16 protein-coding genes are annotated in these 20,097 nt (G+C 67.7%); 8 read left to right on the forward strand and 8 right to left on the reverse strand.

Translation table 11 applies throughout. The annotated features are described in order from the left end of the window. Window positions 1-4: 4 nt before the first annotated feature. On the reverse strand, window positions 5-838 hold the full coding sequence (locus tag U9J23_RS13785) for a hypothetical protein (RefSeq protein ID WP_085468352.1): 834 nt from the start codon (window positions 836-838) through the stop codon (window positions 5-7). 184 nt (window positions 839-1,022) lie between these two features. Here U9J23_RS13785 and U9J23_RS13790 point away from each other — a divergent pair, with 184 nt between their 5' ends. The 4 genes from U9J23_RS13790 (at window position 1,023) to U9J23_RS13805 (ending at window position 4,606) form a co-directional block, all read left to right on the forward strand. Next, entirely contained in the window at window positions 1,023-1,595 is a 573-nt protein-coding gene (locus U9J23_RS13790; RefSeq protein ID WP_059381050.1) for a hypothetical protein, read from the forward strand. 145 nt (window positions 1,596-1,740) lie between these two features. Then, on the forward strand, window positions 1,741-3,216 hold the full coding sequence (locus U9J23_RS13795; protein ID WP_326598419.1) for a DUF4389 domain-containing protein: 1,476 nt from the start codon (window positions 1,741-1,743) through the stop codon (window positions 3,214-3,216). A 45-nt stretch (window positions 3,217-3,261) separates the two neighbouring features. Continuing rightward, the gene (locus U9J23_RS13800) at window positions 3,262-3,465 is read left to right on the forward strand and encodes a hypothetical protein (RefSeq protein WP_119274219.1); all 204 of its coding nucleotides are present in this window, start codon (window positions 3,262-3,264) and stop codon (window positions 3,463-3,465) included. A gap of 268 nt (window positions 3,466-3,733) precedes the next feature. Further along, window positions 3,734-4,606: a universal stress protein gene (locus U9J23_RS13805; protein ID WP_059381120.1), complete on the forward strand. Its 873-nt coding sequence runs from the start codon at window positions 3,734-3,736 to the stop codon at window positions 4,604-4,606. Between the two features lie 39 nt (window positions 4,607-4,645). Here U9J23_RS13805 and ppsA read toward each other — a convergent pair whose 3' ends face one another. Next, a complete protein-coding gene (gene ppsA / locus U9J23_RS13810; RefSeq protein WP_059381047.1) occupies window positions 4,646-6,931 on the reverse strand; it encodes a phosphoenolpyruvate synthase in 2,286 nt (761 codons plus the stop codon). 129 nt (window positions 6,932-7,060) lie between these two features. On the opposite strand from ppsA, the gene U9J23_RS13815 reads away from it, so the two are divergent. The 3 genes from U9J23_RS13815 to U9J23_RS13825 all read left to right on the forward strand — a co-directional run bounded on the left by U9J23_RS13815 (window position 7,061) and on the right by U9J23_RS13825 (window position 10,578). After that, the gene (locus U9J23_RS13815; RefSeq protein WP_059381046.1) at window positions 7,061-7,603 is read left to right on the forward strand and encodes a potassium channel family protein; all 543 of its coding nucleotides are present in this window, start codon (window positions 7,061-7,063) and stop codon (window positions 7,601-7,603) included. 124 nt (window positions 7,604-7,727) lie between these two features. Continuing rightward, the gene (locus U9J23_RS13820; RefSeq protein WP_059381119.1) at window positions 7,728-9,521 is read left to right on the forward strand and encodes an ABC transporter ATP-binding protein/permease; all 1,794 of its coding nucleotides are present in this window, start codon (window positions 7,728-7,730) and stop codon (window positions 9,519-9,521) included. Between the two features lie 73 nt (window positions 9,522-9,594). Next, window positions 9,595-10,578 carry a TIGR00341 family protein gene (locus U9J23_RS13825; protein ID WP_059381045.1) on the forward strand — a complete coding sequence of 328 codons (984 nt, stop codon included), beginning with the start codon at window positions 9,595-9,597 and terminating at the stop codon, window positions 10,576-10,578. A 6-nt stretch (window positions 10,579-10,584) separates the two neighbouring features. Here the strand turns inward: U9J23_RS13825 and U9J23_RS13830 are convergent, their stop codons facing one another. Then, complete coding sequence (locus U9J23_RS13830) at window positions 10,585-12,477, reverse strand: alkyl/aryl-sulfatase (protein WP_059381044.1); 1,893 nt, start codon at window positions 12,475-12,477, stop codon at window positions 10,585-10,587. 348 nt (window positions 12,478-12,825) lie between these two features. Here U9J23_RS13830 and U9J23_RS13835 point away from each other — a divergent pair, with 348 nt between their 5' ends. Then, the gene (locus U9J23_RS13835) at window positions 12,826-14,238 is read left to right on the forward strand and encodes a WS/DGAT/MGAT family O-acyltransferase (RefSeq protein WP_226949845.1); all 1,413 of its coding nucleotides are present in this window, start codon (window positions 12,826-12,828) and stop codon (window positions 14,236-14,238) included. Between the two features lie 35 nt (window positions 14,239-14,273). Here the strand turns inward: U9J23_RS13835 and U9J23_RS13840 are convergent, their stop codons facing one another. The 5 genes from U9J23_RS13840 to U9J23_RS13860 form a co-directional block, all read right to left on the reverse strand. After that, complete coding sequence (locus U9J23_RS13840) at window positions 14,274-15,869, reverse strand: FMN-binding glutamate synthase family protein (RefSeq protein WP_272268711.1); 1,596 nt, start codon at window positions 15,867-15,869, stop codon at window positions 14,274-14,276. Between the two features lie 78 nt (window positions 15,870-15,947). Further along, window positions 15,948-16,094: a hypothetical protein gene (locus U9J23_RS13845; RefSeq protein WP_155418930.1), complete on the reverse strand. Its 147-nt coding sequence runs from the start codon at window positions 16,092-16,094 to the stop codon at window positions 15,948-15,950. A 123-nt stretch (window positions 16,095-16,217) separates the two neighbouring features. Further along, a complete protein-coding gene (msrA, locus tag U9J23_RS13850; RefSeq protein WP_059381041.1) occupies window positions 16,218-16,739 on the reverse strand; it encodes a peptide-methionine (S)-S-oxide reductase MsrA in 522 nt (173 codons plus the stop codon). 67 nt (window positions 16,740-16,806) lie between these two features. Continuing rightward, window positions 16,807-18,411 (reverse strand): NADH-quinone oxidoreductase subunit NuoN, encoded by a 1,605-nt coding sequence (gene nuoN / locus U9J23_RS13855; RefSeq protein WP_272268705.1) that lies wholly within the window; start codon window positions 18,409-18,411, stop codon window positions 16,807-16,809. Beyond that, window positions 18,408-20,090 (reverse strand): NADH-quinone oxidoreductase subunit M, encoded by a 1,683-nt coding sequence (locus tag U9J23_RS13860; protein ID WP_059381039.1) that lies wholly within the window; start codon window positions 20,088-20,090, stop codon window positions 18,408-18,410. Before U9J23_RS13860 ends, nuoN begins: the two co-directional genes overlap by 4 nt. Window positions 20,091-20,097: the final 7 nt, after the last annotated feature.

The raw sequence follows: 20,097 nt of genomic DNA on the forward strand, positions 1-20,097 counted from the left end.
GGGATCAGCCGCAGATCGGATCGGTGACGACCGGCGGCAGCCCGTCGAGGAGGTCCTGCGCGGGCGGCCCGAGGAGCGGATCGCCGGCGAACCGGCCCAGCGGCGGGCAATCCTGCAGAAAAGGACCGGTCTCCGGTCCGGGCGGGACCCCTTCGGCGAACGCGCCGAGGACGTGCTCCGAGAGCTGCCCTGCCGATCCGTAGGTCGACGCCGCGACCGAGAAATCGGGACCGAACGAGGCGGAGGCGTGGAACGAGCGGTCGTCGCTCCAACCCCACTTCGTGCCGATCACTCCGGCGATCAGCGCCGTGCCGTAGTCCTGCGGATATCCGTCGGCCGCGGTGTCGTAGGCCGTGGCCATCGCGGCGAGCACCGGCGAACCGGGCTCGGTGCGCTTCTTCGTCTCGAGATAGGTGACCATGTCGTGCGTCGACGTGGTGCCCACACCCCAGTAGCCGGGCACGTGGGTGTCGGTGAGCCCGAACTCCGCCGCGGTCGACGAGATCGCCCGGGGGTACTTCGCGTGCAGGCGGTCGGCGATCGCGTCGTTCGACGACCGGATCATCTCGGTCGCGTCGGCGTGGTCCGCGGGATCGCCGTAGGTGAGGACGTACTCGGCCAGGTACATCTTGACGATCGACACGCCGGCGCGGGACTCGTGTTCGTTCGCAGTGCCGGCGCGCAGACCGGTCGGGGTGTGCGCGAACGAGATCTGAGTACTGCTCGGAGCAGCGATCGTGCCGGTGTCGTCCACGATCGGCGCGGGCGCTGCGGAGGCGATGTGACCGCCGAGGGCGGTGAGGGCGGCTACGGCGAGGGCTGTCGCAATCGGGCGCATGCGGGCGGACCCCGAAGGGGACGCGCAGTAACGGCCGCGACCTGCACCCGGCCGTTCCTGTCGGTGCCCGCCTCTACAGTTCGGTCGTCCGGGGATCGCTCCGGAACCAGCGACACGAAACGGATCCACCATGTCGATGCCCGCCACTCCGCCCACTCGTCGACCGTGTCGATCGTCCGTCCCGGTGCGCCCCGCTCGCGGACCGGGCTCCCGGGTGATCGCGTGCCGGACGACGATCCCGTTCGGGCGCGACAACGACGGCACGCCCGTCTCGTGGGATCTGTCCGCCGGACGGCACCTGCTGATCCGACGCGACGAGCGCCGCTCGTCGCCCAGCGTGTCGCTCGACCTGATCGCGATGACGACACTGACCGGCGGCACCCACGACCTGGTGGTCGTCGATCCGCACCGCCGTCATCGCTGGCTCGGAGGCTCCGCCTCGCTCCCCACGGGGCCGTGTTGCTGGGCCACCACCACCGATCAGATCACCGACGTGGTCGCCGAACTCGATTCGCCGGTCGTCGGCCCCCCGCGCGTGCTGCTCGTCGCCGATCTCGCCGCGACGGTCGCGGCGCTCGACGACGAGGGGCGCACCCGCCTCGCCCGGGTCGCCGGGGATGCGCGCGAACGCCAGTTGCTGCTCGTCGCCACCACCGCCGACACGAACCCCCGCTGGTACCCCGAGGGCCTGATCGACGCGTTCGACGACGTCGTCGAACGGCGGCGCGAGCAGAGACCGTCCGTCGGACTTCGCTGATCGCCCGAGCGGCCGAGGGACCGGTCGCTCGACACAGAGCAGTGCTCGAATGACACCGAAAAGACCGATCGAGCTGCCACAATCGTTCTACGAACACCTCCCGTAGCGACCCGATGATCGTCACGGCTGCCCGGAGGACGGAACGATGCACGTCGGCAAAGTGGTCATGCTGGTCGTCGGCACTCTGCTCGTGCTCCTCGGTGGCGCCGCCGCGATCGGAGCACTCGTCCTGGGGTGGTTCTTCGTCGTCCAGCGCGCCGACGGTTTCATCACCGGTCCGGAAGGGACCCTCCGGACGCAGACGCACGCATTGGTGTCCGAGCGCCTCGACCTCGTCACCGACGACCAGAGTCCCACGGGTCTGCGCAGTGAGGACATCGGCCGACTGCTGGTGCAGGCCACCGCAACCGATCCCGCATCGGCGGTGTTCGTCGGGGTCGCCCCCGTCGGGGAGGTCGAGTCCTATCTCTCGGGCATCGCCCACACCGTCGTGACCGATCTGCGGTTCGAGCCGTTCGATGCCACCTACCGTGACGTGCCCGGTGGTGACACCCCGGCTGCCCCTTCCGCGCAACAGTTCTGGGTCGCGTCGGCGGAGGGGACCGGCACTCAGCAGGTGGAGTGGGATCTGCGCGACGGCACATGGACCGTGGTGGTGATGAACGCCGATGCGTCCGCGGGAATCGGCGTGGACGTGCGGGCCGGAATCCACATCGACCTGCTCGGACCGGCCGTGCTCGCGCTCCTGGTCATCGGACTCGTTCTTCTCGCCGTCGGTGTCCCGTTGCTGCTCGCCGGCGCCGTCGGACTCGGTCGCCACGGCCCTCCGCCGCCCGGTCCGGTGTCCGCTCCCGTCACCGGCACGACTCCGGTCACCGCCCCTCCGCCTGCGCCGGCGGTGCCCTATCCGGTGCATCTGCGGGGCGATCTCGACGAGCCGTTGTCGCGGTGGTTGTGGCTGGTGAAATGGCTGTTGGCGATCCCTCATTTCATCGTGCTGTTCTTCCTGTACATCGCATTCGTCGTGGCTACCTTCACGGCGGGGATCGCGATCCTGTTCACCGGTCGTTATCCGCGCGCACTGTTCGACTTCGACGTCGGTGTGCTGCGGTGGACCTGGCGGGTCGCCTTCTACACCTACTCGGCACTGGGTACCGACAGGTATCCGCCGTTCAGCCTGCACCGCACCGACTACCCGGCCGACTTCGACGTCGAGTATCCGGAACGGCTCTCCCGTGGGCTCGTCCTGATCAAGTGGTGGCTGCTCGCGATCCCCCATTACGTCGTACTGGCCGTGCTGGCCGGAGGGTGGATGGGCGGGTGGACCCTCGGTATCGCGGCCGGCGACGGCAGCGACGGTGCTACCGGGAACGGCACGTGGGCCTTCGGATCGCTGCTGGGCGTGCTGGTGTTGTTCGCCGCGATCGTGCTGCTGTTCACCGGCACCTATCCGCGATCGCTGTTCGACTTCGTCATGGGCATCAACCGGTGGCTGTACCGGGTGTGGGCGTATGCGGCACTGATGCGCGACGAATACCCGCCCTTCCGTCTGGACCAGGGCGCGCGCGAGCCGATCGAGCAGGTCGCGACCACGCTCTCGGCCGGCGCCGACGAACCGTGATCGTCTGACATCACCCGCACCTCGCTCACCGGCGGCCTCCTGGCCGTGGCAACCACCGCAGTCCTGACCGCGGAATCGCCGATACGGATGATCCAAACCCTGCTCGTCGTCTTCGGTGCTGCCGTCGACATGGTCGCGATGCCCGCCGGGATCACCGCCCTACAAATCGGTCGACGCTGTGCAACTTCCGGACCGGCACTTCTGGTCGCAGCCGTCGGAGCGACCATCGGATCCTGGTCGATCCATTGAGCGACGAGACCCGCCCGGACGACGTGACGCGCCGACGGGGTGACCCGCCACAGATATCCGGCCGCCCGGGGCGAGAGGATCGTGCCGGTCGCTCCGACCGACGAGAGTCTGCGGTCGTTTCCTGCGGGCAGATCGGGACCGTCGACCCTTGTGCGACCGACCGATCCGAGCGTGTACTGGCAGGGTCCCGAAACGGCCGGGTCCCGGAAAAGCAGCAGGGTCCGAAACGGCCGTGCCCGCAGCTCGGACAGGCACCGAGGTGATCGTGATGACAGCACACCACCCCATCGTCGCCGGAGTGGACGGATCGAGAGCATCTCTGCAGGCCGTGGCCTGGGCAGCTCGCGAAGCGGATCGGCGGCGACTCCCGTTGTCGCTGATCACCATCGTGTCGGTCCGCAACACCTTCGGTGTCCCGATCGGCATGCCCGCCGGATTCTTCGAGCAGGAGGAGTCCGAGGGACGCGAGATGCTTCTCGACGCCGCCGAGTTCGCACGTCGAGCGGTACCCGAGCGTGAACTCTACATCGAGACCCACCTGTGCACCGGTTCCCCGTCGCTCGAACTGGTGGACCGGTCGAAGTCGGCGTCGATGGTGGTCGTCGGGGCCGGGGACAACCGGTTCGGCTGGGAGCGGTTCGGTTCGGTCAGCCGAGCGGTGGTGACGCACACGCACTCCCCGGCCGTGGTGGTCCGTAAACTGCCGCATGTCGACGTCAACGACATCTCCGGTCCTGTGGTCGTCGGAGTCGACGGTTCGGAACACAGTGTGCGCGCGGTGTCCGCCGCGTTCGAGGAGGCCTCGCTGCGCGGCACCGACCTGGTGGCCGTCCATGCGTGGTCGGACCTCGATGTGCGCGGCCCGTTCCGATTCCGAATCGACTGGGACAGCGTGGAGAACAAGGAACGGGCACTGTTGTCGGAGAGCCTCGCCGGACACTGCGAGGAGTTCCCCGACGTGCGGGTGCACCCGGTGGTGGTGCTGGACCAGCCCTCCCACTATCTGGCGTCGCATGCTGCCGACGCGCAGCTGCTCGTACTCGGCCGTCGCGGTCGCGGCGGGTTCCCGAGTCTGATGCTGGGGTCCACCACCTGGGCGCTGCTGCACACGGTGACGTGCCCCGTCATGGTCGTCCCGTAGAGCGCGCGGCGCCCCTGACGAAGGACGGTTCCCCGCCGGTCATGTCCCGGCGCGCCGGGCGCGGTCGAGCAGGATGCGTTGTTCCGCTCGCGCGACCGTTCGCCGCGTCTGCGCTGCTGCGTCGGGCGCGACCGACACGGAGGTGATGCCGCGCCGGACGAGATGTTCGGCGAGTTCGGTGCTCGTCGACACGGCCTGACCGCACAGCGACGTCGTCAGTCCCGCGGCGGAGGCGCGCTCGATGATGTGGTCGATCGCGTCGAGCACCGCCGGGTCGAGGGTGTCGAACAGGTCCTTGCACACCTCCGAGTCCCGGTCCACGCCGAGCATCAACTGCGTGAGGTCGTTGGTTCCGATGGACACGCCGTGGATGCCGAGCTTCGCGTATTCCGGCAACCAATAGACGACCGACGGGACCTCGGCCATGATCCAGCGCTGCATGCGCTGGTCGGAACCGAGCGGATGCCGGTCGAGTTGGGCGAGGCAGTCCCGCAGCTCCCAGCGGGTGCGCACGAACGGGATCATCAGATGCACGTTCGGGTGTGTGCTCCGAACCCGGTGCAGCACATCGAGATCCAGGGAGAACAGTTCCGGATCCCGGATGTACCGGAAGCACCCGCGGTAACCGATCATCGGGTTCTCTTCGTGGGGTTCGACCTCACCACCCTCGAGATCGGCGAATTCGTTGCTGCGCAGGTCGATCGCGCGGTACACGACCGGACGCGGGGCGAACGCCGCCGCGATCCGCGCCAGGCCACCCGCCATCTTCTCCACGTACTCGTCGCGGCGTCCCTGCGCGATCATGTGCGAAGGGTGTTCGCCCGCGAGCGCTTCGGTGATCATGAACTCGGCACGGAGCAGACCGACGCCGTCGACATCGGTCGCGGCGACCGACTCCGCGGCATCCGGAGTCGCGAGATTGACGTAGACCGCTGTGGCCGTAACGGTTTCGGCGGCGACGGCCGACGCCGCAGACGCGGATACCGTCGCGACGGGCCGTTCCGCCGTGTGGACTGCGCCGTCGAACACCACACCGGCGTTGCCGTCGACGGTGATCAGCTGCCCGTCCTTCAGATCCTTGGTGGCGGTACGTGCACCGACCACGACGGGCTTGCCGAGTTCGCGTCCGACGATGGCCGCGTGGCAGGTGATACCACCACCGTCGGTGACGATGCCGCCGGCGCGGCGCAGAATCGGCAACCAGTCGGGTCTGGTCATCGGCGCCACGATGATCTCGCCGTCGCTCAGCTTCTTCCCGTCGACCAGTTCGTGCAGCACCCGCACTCGGCCGGTCGCCGTCCCGGGGCCGGCACCGAGACCGGTCAGCAACGCTCGTGCCTCGCCGTTTCCGGACGGGGCGGGCGTCGCCGGTTGATCGAGCGTGGTGATCGGGCGGGTCTGCACGATCCACAACTCGTCGTTCGCGAACGCGAATTCGAGGTCCTGGGGGCGCCCGTAGTGCTCCTCGACTCCGGCGGCCAAGCGCGCGACGCGCAGGAGCTGATCGTCGTCGAGCACCCGGGTGCGGCGCGTGGGATCGACGGCGACGCGACTGTCCCCGCTGTCGGTGGAGGTGATGCGGAACTCCTGATGGCCGAGATGCACGTCGAGCACCTCGAAGCCGTCCTTCGCAACGACATAGGTGTCGGGTTCGACCTGCCCGCCGACGACGACCTCCCCGAGACCGAGAGCTGCCTCGATGACGATGCGATCGAGTTCGCCCGTGCGCGGGTCGGCCGTGAAGGCCACGCCCGACGACTCGGACTTCACCATCACCTGGACCACCACCGCGATGGACGGTTCGTCGGTCACCCCGCGCAACCCTCGGTAGGTGCGGGCGCGTTCGGACCACAACGAGGCCCAGCACGCCTGCACCGCGCGGATCACCGCGTCCGCACCGATGATGTTCGTGTACGACTCGTGGATCCCGGCGAACGACGTGTCGGAGGCGTCCTCTGCGGGAGCCGACGACCGCACCGCGACCGGCACGTCGGGACCGAGGCTCTCGTAGGCGGAGACGATCGCCGCGCGCATCCCGGCCGGGACGGTCGAACCCGTCACCAGGGCGGCGAGTTCCGCGGAGGTGCGGATGAGGGTGGCGTCGTCGATGTCGGGGTCGGGCACGGCCTCGGCGGCCAGCCGGGATCGGATGCCGGCTGCGTCCATCGCGTCGAGATAGGCGGCGGTGGTGACGGCGAACGCCGGCGGTACCGGAAAGCCTGCGCGGGTGAGCTCTCCGAGGTTCGCGGACTTGCCACCGACGGTCGGCGCGTCGGCGGCGCCCACCTCCGCGATCGGTCGGACCCACAGTTCGTGTTCGGTCATCGACGACTCCCCACACTCCCCGCCCGCGTCGACCTTCCGGGCCGGATCGGATACTCGGTCTTCCCATCGTCGCCCCGGCCCGATCGATACCGTAGGGGCAAAGGTCATCATTCCGGGACGGGGACGACCGTGGCCGATCCTCCGCGCACACCTGATCCGCGGGAGCGGAGACGGTTGATCCTGGCTGCGCTGGCGCGACCTGCACTCACCGCGCTCGTGCTGGTCAGCGTGTATTTCGTGGTTCCCCTGGATCAGGTCACCGGCCTGTCCGACGTGCTGTTCCTCGTCGGGGGCGGCGTGGTGGTACTGCTCGTCGGCGGGTGGCAGGTCCACAGGATTCTCGCCGCGGAGTATCCGGCGGTGCAGGCGATCGAGGCGCTCATCAGCGTCGTGTCCCTGCATCTCGTGCTGTTCGCGACCGTCTATCTGCGGATGTCGGTCGTCGCCGCGGACAACTTCTCCGAGCCGCTGTCCCGCATCGATGCGATCTACTTCTGCCTGACCGTCTTCGCCACGGTGGGCTTCGGGGACATCTCCGCCGAGTCCGAGGCTGCGCGCGCTGTGGTGTCGGTGCAGATGGTGGCGAACCTGGTCTTCTTCGCCGTCGGGATCCGGTTGCTCGCGGCCGCGGTGCAGTGGCGGCGGCGCAGTCGCGGTGACACCGAGGGGTGAACGATTCGGATTCCGGCCACCGGATTCCGCGACTTCGTATTCCTGCTGCGGCCTGCAGGGTGATCCTTGTAGGGATGCGACTGTAGGGATGCGACTCCACTGATGCCTGTCGGAGGCCGACATGTTGGATTGGGGAACCGTCGTCGTCGACAGCGTCATGTGGATGGCGAAAGCCTTTGCGATCACCGCCCTGGCCTTCGTCGTTGTGATCGCCGCGATCGTGCGGTTCACGCGCTGGGGTCGCCAGTGGTGGCGTATCGCCGCGTCCTTCTTCGACCCGCGCAACGGTGCCGGCGGTCTTGCCCTGGCCGCGATCGTGTTGCTGCTGACGGTGTTCGCCGTGCGGATGAACGTGTTGTTCTCCTACTGGTACAACGACTTCTATACGGCGATCCAGAATCTGGACGAGTCGGCCTTCTGGCGTTTCATGCGGGTCTTCGCGATCCTGGCGACGATCCATGTGGTGCGAGCGCTCGTCGACTACCTCCTCGGGCAGACCCTCGACATCCGGTGGCGGACACATCTGAACGAACGCCTCGTGGACGACTGGCTGGAGTCGGGTTCGTTCTACAAGGATCGGTTCGTCTCGTCGCCGGTCGACAATCCGGATCAGCGCATCCAGGTCGACATCACGAATTTCGTCACCACCACGCGGGTGCTGTCGATGGGAGCGGTGACGGCGGTGCTGTCGATCGTCAGCTTCACCGGAATCCTGTGGGATCTGTCCGGACCGATCACGATCTTCGGTACCGAGATCCCCCGCGCGATGGTCTTTCTCGTGATCGTCTACGTTCTCGTCACCACAGCAGTCGCGTTCTGGATCGGCCGTCCGTTGATCGTGCTCAACTTCCTGAACGAGAAGCTCGGCGCGACCTACCGGTACGCGCTCGTGCGGGTGCGCGAGTACGGCGAATCCATCGCGTTCTACCGGGGTGAGGGCGTCGAACGCGGTGGGTTGCTCGCGCGGTTCGCCGCGGTGATCCGCAACTGGTGGCGCATCGTGTTCCGCACGCTGAAGTTCAACGGTTTCAACCTGGCGGTCAACCAGACCGCGGTGATCTTTCCGTTCCTCGTGCAGGGTCCCCGTCTGTTCGCCGGCCAGGTGACCCTCGGTGATGTCATGCAGACGAGCAACGCGTTCGGGCAGGTGCACGACTCGCTGTCGTTCTTCCGCGAGTCGTACGACGAGTTCGCGGCGTTCCGCGCGACGACGATCCGTCTGAACGGATTGCTCGACACGACGCATCAGGCCGCCGAGTTGCCCTCGGTCTCGGTGCGGGCGCGGGAGGATCGGCTGGAGTTGACGGATCTGTCGGTGGAGACCCCGGCGGGTGACCCGCTCGTCACGGATCTGTCGCTGGGTGTCGAGGCGGGCGAGGCGCTGCTGGTGCGCGGAGCGTCGGGCAGTGGGAAGACCACCCTGCTCCGCACGATCGCGGGGCTGTGGCCGTATGCGCGCGGTGAGGTCGACCGGCCGGTCGGTGACGGATTGTTCCTGTCCCAGGACCCTTATCTACCGCTGGGCACCCTGCGCGAGGCCGTCGCCTATCCCCGCGCGACGGACCACGACGACGCGGCGATACGCACGGCGCTCGAGACGGTCGCGCTCGGGCATCTCGCCGATCGACTCGACGTGGAGGCCGACTGGGCGCGCACCCTCTCCCCCGGTGAACAGCAACGGCTCGGGTTCGCGCGCATCCTGTTGTCGTCCCCGGCGATCGTGTTCCTGGACGAAGCCACCGCCGCGGTCGACGAGGGTCTCGAGCACACGCTGTACCGGACGATGCGGGAGGCACTGCCGGACGCCGTGATCGTCAGTGTCGGGCATCGGAGCACTCTCGACGCCTTCCACGACCGCGTCCTCGAACTCCGCGGTGAAGGACGCTGGGTGGTCTCCGACCTGGAGAAGTCGCGATGATCCCCGCTCGTCGACAGCCGGTGCCACGGTGTCGGGTCCGGCCGGACCCGACGACTCTTCCGGGAGGTGCTGAATGTTCGACACTCTTGTGCCCGAGTCCCAGCGACGCAGCCTGACCGAACTCGACGAGCGTCTGGATCTGTCGGTCGGCGATCGGCAGGCGAAGCGGTCGGCGTTCTGGACGATGCTCACGCTCTCGGCGATCATCGCCGTGGCGGGGGTGGTCAGTGATTCGACGGCCACCGTGATCGGGGCGATGATCGTCGCACCGTTGTCCACCCCGATCCTGGGGGTCGGCCTGGGCATCGCGGTGGGACGCGGTGCGCTGATCGCACGCAGCGTCGCCCGAATCCTCGGCGGCATCGTCCTGGTGGTCCTCCTGGGGGTCGTCTTCGCCCAGGTGCTCGCGAACCCGGGCAACGTCCTGTCGAATTCGCAGGTTCTCGGTCGCACGTCGCCGACGCTGATGGATCTGACGGCGGCCATGGCGACCGGACTGGTCGGGGCGATCGCGGTGACACGCCGCGATGTCGGGGACGTCCTGCCCGGGGTCGCCATCGCGATCTCGTTGGTGCCTCCGCTCGCGGTGGTCGGTGTCTGCCTCGGCTCCGGGGCACCGACACTCGCGCTCGGCGCGTTCGTGCTGTTCGCATCCAACGTGGTCGCGCTGATCATCACGGCCACAGTGGTTCTCGTCGCCGCAGGCTATTACCGGGAGGCTGCGGAGACGGTCCGGCACCGGTGGCGACGAGCGTATGCCGTCCTCGCGGTGGCCCTGGTCGTCGTCGCGGTGCCGATGGTCGTCAACTCGATGGCGTCGTTGTGGGCACGGCAGATCTCGGCGCAGGCCACGCAGTGGCTCGACGGGGCACCCGGTGCGGAGGTCACCGGCGTGGACTGGCACGGCACCACGGTGGTCGTCTCCGTGCTCGGCCCGGCCGAGCTACCGCCCCTGGACGAACTCGACGCCGCGGTCGATGCGGTGCTCCCCTGGGATCCCACCCTGCAGGTCATCCACACCGTGGGCGCCAACATCGAACGGGTCGAACCGGAGTGAGGAACGTCAGGGAGTGACGATCGCGAAGTCCGGATCGGGTTCGTCCAGCACGCTCACCAGCATCGCGAGCACGCCGTCCGCCCCGTCGACGGTGATGCTGCCGTCCGCCACGAGCGATGCCGGATCGGCACCGCCGAGCAGCACCGCGATGAGCAGCGATCGGGTCAGGGTGATGGTGGTGTCCGGCGCAGGCAGCGATCCGTCGGTGTCGAAGTGCACCAGGAGTCCGTTGCACAGCCGAGTGCGATGCACGCTGTTCTCGTCGGTGAAGTTCCAGTCGATCGTCAGCGTCGTCGACCATGCGCGCGGTCCGTCCACGCGTAATGCGAGTGCGTCGAAGATCTGGTCGATCGTGAGCGCACCGACGATGTCCGGGGCGGTGGTGACGGTGGGAGTGCCGATCGCACCGTGGCGGAGTTCGTAGGCGCCCATGAGGAAGAAGTTCCGCCAGGTGCCGTTCTCGGAACCGAAGCCCAGTTGTTCGAGCGCGTCCGCCTGCAGCGCCTTGGCCTGCGCGTTGTCGGGGTCCGCAAAGATCACGTAGTTCAGCACCTGCGCGACCCAGCGGAAGTCGCCGTCCTCGAAAGACCGGCGCGCCTTTTCCAGGACCTGATCGGCGCCGCCCATGAACTCGATGTGCCGCATCGCCGATTCGACGGGAGGGTGCTCCCACAGATGCGCGGGATTGCCGTCGAACCAACCCATGTACCGCTGGTAGATCGCTTTGACGTTGTGGCTGACACTGCCGTAGTAGCCGCGCGTGTGCCATACCTTCTCGATCGCCGGTGGCAGTTCGATCGACTCGGCGATCTCGATTCCCGTGGCCCCTCTGTTGATCGCCCGCAGCGTCTGATCGTGCAGGTAGCCGTACAGGTCCCGCTGGAGGGACAGATACTCGGTCAGGCGCTCGGTGCCCCAGGTCGGCCAGTGGTGCGAGGCGAACAGGACGTCGGAGCGGTATGCGAACCGGTTGATCGACTCGGTCAGGTATTGCGACCACACATGCGGATCCCGCACGAGCGCCCCGCGCAGCGTCAGCAGATTGTGCAGGGTGTGGGTGGCGTTCTCCGCCATGCACAGGGCCCGCAGCTGCGGGAAGTAGAAATTCATCTCCGCCGGGGCCTCGGTGCCCGGTGTCATCTGGAACTCGATCTCGACTCCGTCGACGGTCTCTGCCTGCCCCGTGTGCTCGATGTCGATCGTCGGAGTGATCAGGGTCGGTGTGCCGGTCGAGGTCGTCGGCCCCAGTCCCGCACCGACGGCACCGCGAGGACCTCGCGGCAGCGCCGCCCCGTACATGTAGGCGGCGCGACGGCCCATCGCCGTGCCTGCGTACACGTTCTCCGCGACGGCGTGTTCGACGAATCCGGCCGGCGCGAGGACCGGACATCGCCCGGCTTCGACATCCTCGACCCTCGTGACACCCTTGACGCCACCGAAATGATCGATGTGACTGTGGGTGTAGATCACCCCGGTTACCGGACGGTCACCGCGATGCGCCCGATACAGCGCCAGACCCGCCGCAGCGGTCTCCGCGGAGATCAGCGGATCGATGACGATCACGCCGGTATCGCCCTCGACGAGCGTCATGTTCGACAGGTCGAGACCACGCACCTGGTAGATGCGGTCACCGACCTCGAACAAACCCTGCCGCGCGCAGAGTCGCGACTGCCGCCACAGGCTCGGATTCACCGTCGGCGGGCAGTCGCCTTCGAGGAATGCGTACGAATCGCTGTCCCACACGACGTCGCCATCGGTGTTCCTCACAATCCCGGGTTCGAGAGCCGCGATGAAGCCGCGATCGACGTCGTCGAAATCCTGGACGTCCGAGAAGGGCAGTGATAGATCCGCCTGTCTGATCCGGCCTGCGGCGGGCATGTCGGCCGATGGGTCGGACATCGCGATCCTTCCGGGTGATCTGCAGGACCCGGCACAGCGTGGAGTGTCGAGTTCGTGATTTCCGTTTCTGCCCTCGACTGTATTTCTGCAGGCACTCCGGAGTCACGGCTTCCGCCGAGATCGCCCGGCAGCATCGAGACCGACCACTCGGAATTCGCAAATCGGACAACAATTCCCGATTCGGCCGGAATCGGGGCGTTCGGACTTGGCGATCCGGCCCGGCATCGCGTATTAGTTGTGTCGCGTCATAATCCTGTGACGGGGGTCATGGTTTGACGCACATGTCGGCGGGGCAGCAGGGGGCCTCGTCAGGAACTGCCCGGCGATCCGGGCGGAGGAAATGTGCCGATGCGTCCACCCATGTCGCCCACCGATTCGATGTTTCTCCTCGGGGAGTCCCGCGATCATCCGATGCACGTGGGCGGGCTGATCCTTCTCCGGCCCCGCGAAGGCACGACCGCCGCGGACCTGGGAGCACTGTTCACCGCCACCGCAGAGGACGACGAGGTCGCCCCACTGTGGCGTAAGCGAGCGGTCCGTTCCCTGGGCACCTTCGGCCAGTGGGCCTGGGAAGAGGACGCGAACTTCGACCTGAGCTACCACGTACGACGCAACGCGTTGCCGCAGCCCGGCGGGCTCGACGAACTGTGGGATCTCGTCTCCCGGTTGCACAGCACGCTGCTCGACCGGAGCCGGCCCTTGTGGCAGATACACGTCATCGAAGGCCTCGCGGACGGCAGGCTCGCCGTCTACACCAAGATCCACCACGCCCTCGCCGACGGTGTGGGCGCGATGAAGTTGCTGCGCCGCGCCCTGAGCCCGGACGCCGAGCGGCCCGGCATGCCGGCGCCGTGGGCGCCGTTCGACACGCCGGGCCGGCACCACTCGTCCGGGACCGCACTCGATCTTCCCGAGGCAGCGATGCAGGTGGTGCGGACCGCGACGTCCGAGGTCACCGGCTTCGTGCCCGCACTGGCCGGCACCGTGAACAGGGCACTGCGTGGCGTAGGCGGATCGCTGTCGCTCGCCGCACCGAACACCGTGATCAACGTGCCCATCTCGGGCACGCGCCGGTTCGCCGCGCGTTCGTGGCCGCTGGCTCGCCTGCGCGCCGTGGCGAGAGCAGCCGACGCGACCGTCAACGATGTCGTCCTGGCCATGTCATCGGGAGCACTGCGCGCCTTCCTGAGCGAGCAGGGGGCATTACCCGACAAGTCGCTCGTGGCGATGGTGCCGGTATGTCTTCGGCCCGACAAGGATTGTGCCGGAAACGAAGTCGGTGTCCTGATGGCGGATCTGGGTACGGATCTCGCCGATCCGGCCGATCGACTGGCCAGGGTGTCGGCGTCGACGACGGAGGGCAAGGCCTCCATGCAGGGGATGTCCCCCCTGTCCCGGCTGGCGGCGAGCGCACTCGGCGTCGCGCCGCTGGCGGTGGGAATCCTCACACGCAATCGCGCGCTCCCGCGACCGCCCTTCAACGTCATCGTCTCGAATGTGCCGGGGTCGCCGGATCCGTTGTACTGGAACGGAGCTCGTGTGGATGCGGTGTATCCACTGTCCGTACCGGTGGACGGTCAGGCGCTGAACATCACGTGTACGAGCACCGACGACGCCATCGCGTTCGGTCTCACCTCGTGCAGTCGCAGCCTGCCGCAACTCCGGCCGTTGCTCGACCACTTCGACACGGCCCTCGGAGCCCTCGAGGACGCCTTCGACCTCGTGCCGGTCACCGACGAGGCGTCCGTCCGTGCAGGCTGACGCCGCAAAGCGGCATCAGCACCGGTGAGGCCCCGTCACGAGCGAGGTCGGGAGCGGAAGGAATCCGGCGAGGCTGCACGCCAATCCGCTGCCCAGGTGGCGGGTGGATCGGCGAGCAGTTCACCCGGGCGGAGCCACTCGTAGAGTTCCGTATAGGAGCGAACAGTGGTCGGCGACACTTTCTTCCGAAGCATGTCGGTCGTGAGGTCGCCGGGCTCGTCGACACCTATCGACGCCATGAGTTGCACCGCCTGCCGCACCGTGCTCGCGTGGTACCGCTGCACCCGCAGCGCCTTGTCCGCGACGTCGAGGGCGCGAGCGCGTTTCGGGTCCTGGGTCGTCACACCGACCGGGCACCTGTTCGTGTGGCACCGCTGAGCCTGGATGCATCCGAGCGCCATCATCATCGCTCGTGCCGAGTTGGTGTAGTCCGCGCCCTGGATCAGCCGCTTGACCATGTCGTTTCCGGTCGCGACCTTCCCGCTCGCACCGATTCTGATTCGATCCCTCAATCCGGTACCCACGAGTGCGTTGTGGACCGTCATCAGTCCGTCGGTGAGCGGCAGACCCACGTTGTCCTCGTACTCGAGGGGTGCTGCGGCGGTGCCGCCCTCCGCTCCGTCGACAATGACGAAATCGGGTGTCGTCCCTTCGGTGAGCATGGCCTTGCAGATCGCGAGCACGTCGATGCGGGATCCGACACAGAGTTTGAATCCGACGGGCTTCCCTCCGGACAGCTCGCGGAGACCGGCGAGGAAACGGACCAGTTCGCGCGGTGTGGTGAAGACCGTGTGCGCTGCGGGACTGATGCACTTCTCGTGGGCCGGAACACCTCGATAACGTGCGATCTCCTCGCTCACCTTCGCTGCGGGGAGAACACCGCCCACGCCCGGCTTCGCACCCTGGCTGAGTTTGAGGGAGATCGCCTTGACATGGTCGTGGGCGGATTTGTCGGCGAATTCCGTCGGGTCGAATCTGCCGTCGCGGTCGCGCGTCCCGAAGTAGCCGGATCCGATCTCCCAGACCAGGTCGCCACCGCCTTCGAGGTGATACGGCGTCAGGCCGCCCTCACCGGTGTCGTGGGCGAATCCGCCTCGGGCCGCCCCACGGTTCAACGCCCGGATCGCGTTGGCGGACAGCGCACCGAAACTCATCGACGAAACATTCAGCAGCGACATCGAGTACGGCCGCGTACAGTCGGGGCCTCCAATGCTCACCCGCGGTGGTTCGTCGGGTTCGGGCACCGGCGCTGTCGAGTGCACGAGGTATTCGTAGCCGACCTCGTAGATGTCGCGTTCGGTGCCGAACGACAGTTCGCCGTGGATACCCTTGGCGCGTTCGTAGACGACCGTGCGCACGTCCCTGTCGAAGGGGCGGCCGTCGAAGTTCCGCTCGACGAAGTACTGCTGCAATTCCGGACGCACGCTCTCGAGCAGATATCGCATGTGGCCGAGCACCGGATAGTTGCGCAGCACCGAATGCCGACGCTGCACGAGATCGTAGATTCCGACCAGCAGCAAAAACGTCAGGAGGACGACCAGCACCCACCAGACCCACCCTCCGACGGCGGCGATCACACCGACCAGAACCAGGGTCAGGCCCAGAAATCCGACGAGGAAGAACCGCAGCACGGTTCACCTTCTCTCCGCCTACCCGGCGGGACACACATGTCGGACAGCAGTGACCACACTCGCCGCCCGACCGGCAGATCAGCGCGAGCCGCCGCGCTTCTGCTGCAACTTGGCGAGCATCTCCTTGGCCTTGCGCTGGTTCTCCGGCTTGGCCGCCTCACGTCGGACGATCTGGATCGCCTTGACCGCGGCGGCGCTCTTCATCGCCTTACCGAACATTCCCATCGAGCACTCCTCCGCGTGTCGTTCCGAACCGTACTTCCACGATACGGACGCGCGGAAACACCGACGAGGAACCGCTGCCGGCGGCACGGGGCCGTTCGGATGGAACGCCCCCGTGCGCGCAGCTCAGTTCGCCGAGTCGGCGACGCGGCTGTTCGGCAACTTCCAGCCCGGCCGCGGGAAGTGGCAGGTGTACCCGTTCGGGTACCGCTGGAGATAGTCCTGATGCTCGGGCTCGGCCTCCCAGAAGGTGCTCGCGGGAGTCACCTCGGTGACCACCTTGCCGGGCCACAGGCCGGACGCCTCGACGTCGGCGATGGTGTCCACCGCGACCTGCTTCTGCTCTTCGTCGAGGTAGAAGATCGCAGAACGGTAGGACGCCCCGATGTCGTTGCCCTGCCGGTTCAGGGTGGTCGGATCGTGGATCTGGAAGAAGAACTCGAGCAGCGCCCGGTAGTCGGTGCGTGCGGGGTCGTAGACGATCTCGACGGACTCCGCGTGCCCCGGATGGTTGCGGTAGGTGGGGTGATCGTTCTGCCCACCGGTGTAGCCGACCCGCGTCGACACCACCCCGGGCTGCCTCCGGATGAGCTCCTCCATGCCCCAGAAGCATCCACCTGCCAGAATCGCCTTGCGTGTATCGGTCATTACGCCTCCTCGGCAGGTGGAACCGATACGACGGTCGCGACATTCCCGGCCCGCACCCCGTTGGTGGTCAGAGCACGAACACGGCCGCCCGCTCGGCGAGGTCGAGGACGGGTTGCGGCAGGATGCCGAGCAGCACCGTCGCCACCGCCGCGAATGCGATGGCCGCGCTCGTCGCCACGGTCGAGGTCGCGAGCCGCGGGGCGTCGTCGGTCGGGTCGGTGAAGAACATCAGCACGATCACCCGCACATAGAAGTACGCGGCGACCGCGCTGACCAGCACACCGATGATCACGAGCGGAGCCGCACCGCCCTCGATCGCGGCGCCGAAGACTGCGAATTTCGCGATGAATCCGCTGGTGAGCGGAATGCCGGCGAGCGACAGCAGGAACAGCGCGAACGCCCCGCCGAGCAGCGGGGAGCGCCGCCCGACACCGGCCCACCGCGACAACTCCCATGCCTCGCCGTCCGGGTCGCGGACGAGCGTCACCACGGCGAACACCCCGACCGTCCCGATGCCGTAGACGAGCAGGTAGAACAGCGTCGACGACACCCCGGACACGGTTCCGGCGACGACACCGGTGAGCACGAATCCGGTGTGGCTGATCGCCGAGTACGCGAGCATGCGCTTGATGTCGTTCTGTGTCACCGCCAGGACCGCGCCGACGACCATCGTCGCGATCGCGACGGCCCACAGGATCGGACGCCACTGGTCGGCGGCGCCGGGAACCGCGACATAGAGCACACGCAGCAGCGCACCGAACGCGGCGATCTTGGTCGCGGCGGCCATGAACGCCGTGACGGGGGTCGGTGCCCCCTGGTAGACGTCCGGTGTCCACGAATGGAACGGCACCGCCCCGATCTTGAAGAGCAACCCGACGGCCAGCAGACCCACCCCGACGAGCGCGGTGGTCTCGTTGCCCGCACCGGCGTCGATCGCCAGGGCGATCCCACCGAGGTGGACGGTCCCGGCGTAGCCGTAGAGCATCGCCACCCCGTACAGGAAGAACGCCGACGAGAACGCGCCCAGCAGGAAGTACTTCAGTGCCGCTTCCTGGGAGAGCAACCGGCGGCGCCGCGCCAGTCCGCACAGCAGGTACAGCGGCAGCGACAGCACTTCGAGTGCGATGAACATCGTCAGCAGGTCGTTCGAGGCCGGGAACACGAGCATCCCGCCCACCGCGAACAGCAGGAGCGGGAAGACCTCCGTGCGCTCGCCGCCCGCCGCGAGTGCCTGCCGCTCTGCCGCGGTACCCGGGATCGCCGACGCCTGGGGCGCGAACGCATCGAGATGCGCACCGACCGCGGCGTGCGGAACCGAGTGCGTACGAACCTGTTCGATACTCCGTTCCGCGACGAGCGCGACCGACAGCAACGCCACGATCAGGACCGATCCCTGCAGGAACAGTGCCGGTCCGTCGATCACGACCGCCCCCGACAGGGTGGTCGCGCGGGTTCCCGCGAGCATCACCACCGCGACGAACGCCGCGACCAGCGCGACCGTCGTCAGGACCACGTGGGCGAGATAACGTGCCGAGGCCGGCACGAAGGATTCGATCAGTACACCGACGACGGCTGCGGCGAACACGATGAGGATCGGTGCGATCAGTCCGTAGTCGATCGCCGGGGCGGGAAGTGATGCGGCAAGAACGACGATGCCCTCGGAGGGGTTCATTCGGCTTCACCTTCCTCGGAACCACGGGCGGGTACACCACTCTCGGCGACGGGCCGCTCGGCGGGCACCACCGGTTCGGGCCGGGAGATGTCGATCGAGACGAGCGTGTCGTCGACCGCGGGGGTGATGACGTCGAGCGCGGGTTTGGGATAGATCCCCAGAACGAGCAGCAGCGCGATCAGCGGCGCGACCACCGCGATCTCACGCGGCACGAGATCGGAGAGCCTGCGCGTGGGTTCGGAACCGTCGTCACCGTCGTCCCCGCCGGGCAGGCGCACGGGTCCGCCCATCATGCGCTGGTAGAGCCACAGCACGTAGAGCGCGGACAGCACGAGCGCGAGTGTCGCGATCACCGCGGCCACCTGATAGCGCGGATAGGTGCCGACGAAGACCAGGAACTCGCTGACGAACGGTGCGAGTCCGGGCAGGGACAGGGTCGCCAGTCCCGCGACGAGGAAGGTTCCGGCGAGGACCGGGGCGACCTTCTGCACCCCGCCGTAGGCCGCGATGGTGCGGTCGCCACGTCGCGAGACGAGGAAACCGGCGATGAGGAACAGTGCGGCCGTGGAGATCCCGTGGTTGACCATGTACAGGGTCGAGCCGGCCTGCCCCTGTGCGGTCAGCGCGAAGATGCCGAGGACAATGAACCCGAAGTGCGAGATGGAGGTGTAGGCGATCAGGCGCATCACGTCGGTCTGGCCGATCGCGAGCACGGCACCGTAGACGATGCCGATGACGGCGAGGGTCACCACGACCGGCGCGAAGGTCACCGAGGCGTCGGGGAACAACTGAAGGCAGTAGCGCAACATGCCGAAGGTTCCGACCTTGTCGACCACGGCCATCATGAGCACCGCCGCGACCGGCGTGGTCCGCACCGCCGCGTCGGGCAGCCAGCCGTGCAGCGGCCACAGCGGGGCCTTCACCGCGAAGGCGACGAGGAAACCGAAGCACAGTGCGCCGAGCACGGCAGGGGTCGCGTCGAGATCGCCGGCGACGGCGGCGGCGGTGACGGTCCGGACGTCGAAGGTGCCCACTCCCGCGCTCTCCCCAAGCCCGGACCGGGCGGTGACCACGTACAGGCCGATCAACGCGGCGAGCATCACCAGTCCACCGAGCAGGTTGTACAGCAGGAACTTCACGGCGGCACGTGCCCGGTCGGCGCGCGGTGTCCCCGGGGAACCGAACCCGCCGATGAGGAAATACATCGGGACGAGCATCGCCTCGAAGAAGACGTAGAACAGCAGGATGTCGAGGGCGGTGAACGACACGAGCACCATCGACTCGACGAGCAGGATCAGCGCCACGTAGGTGTGCGCCGAACGCGGGCGGGCCGCGTCGCCCTCCTCGTCGGCGGCCCGATGATCGTGCCACCCGGCAGCCAGGAGCAACGGCACGAGCGCGGCGGTCAACAGGACCAGTACCAGGGCGATGCCGTCGACGCCGAGCCGATAGCCGGCGCCGAAGGAGGGGATCCAGTCGTGCGATTCGACGAACTGGAAACGCTCTCCCCCGCGGTCGAATCCGACGGCGACGATGACCGCGACCACCAGAACGGCGATCGACACCGCGAGGGCGATCGACCTGACGGCCGGACCCCGGCGAGCGGGCAGAGCCGCGATCACGGCGGCGCCGAGCAGCGGGAGCACCCACAGGATCGTCAACCAGGGAACGGTGGTCACCAGTACA

The organism is Rhodococcus sp. PD04 (assembly GCF_035918275.1).
Lineage (GTDB): Bacteria > Actinomycetota > Actinomycetes > Mycobacteriales > Mycobacteriaceae > Rhodococcus > Rhodococcus rhodochrous.

Coding starts and splice junctions, on each gene's coding strand:
- U9J23_RS13785 (WP_085468352.1), bottom strand. CDS start 838: ATGCGCCCGATTGCGACAGCCCTCGCCGTAGCCGCCCTCACCGCCCTC.
- U9J23_RS13795 (WP_326598419.1), top strand. CDS start 1,741: ATGCACGTCGGCAAAGTGGTCATGCTGGTCGTCGGCACTCTGCTCGTG.
- U9J23_RS13805 (WP_059381120.1), top strand. CDS start 3,734: ATGACAGCACACCACCCCATCGTCGCCGGAGTGGACGGATCGAGAGCA.
- ppsA (WP_059381047.1), bottom strand. CDS start 6,931: ATGACCGAACACGAACTGTGGGTCCGACCGATCGCGGAGGTGGGCGCC.
- U9J23_RS13825 (WP_059381045.1), top strand. CDS start 9,595: ATGTTCGACACTCTTGTGCCCGAGTCCCAGCGACGCAGCCTGACCGAA.
- U9J23_RS13830 (WP_059381044.1), bottom strand. CDS start 12,477: ATGTCCGACCCATCGGCCGACATGCCCGCCGCAGGCCGGATCAGACAG.
- U9J23_RS13835 (WP_226949845.1), top strand. CDS start 12,826: ATGCGTCCACCCATGTCGCCCACCGATTCGATGTTTCTCCTCGGGGAG.
- U9J23_RS13845 (WP_155418930.1), bottom strand. CDS start 16,094: ATGGGAATGTTCGGTAAGGCGATGAAGAGCGCCGCCGCGGTCAAGGCG.
- msrA (WP_059381041.1), bottom strand. CDS start 16,739: ATGACCGATACACGCAAGGCGATTCTGGCAGGTGGATGCTTCTGGGGC.
- nuoN (WP_272268705.1), bottom strand. CDS start 18,411: ATGAACCCCTCCGAGGGCATCGTCGTTCTTGCCGCATCACTTCCCGCC.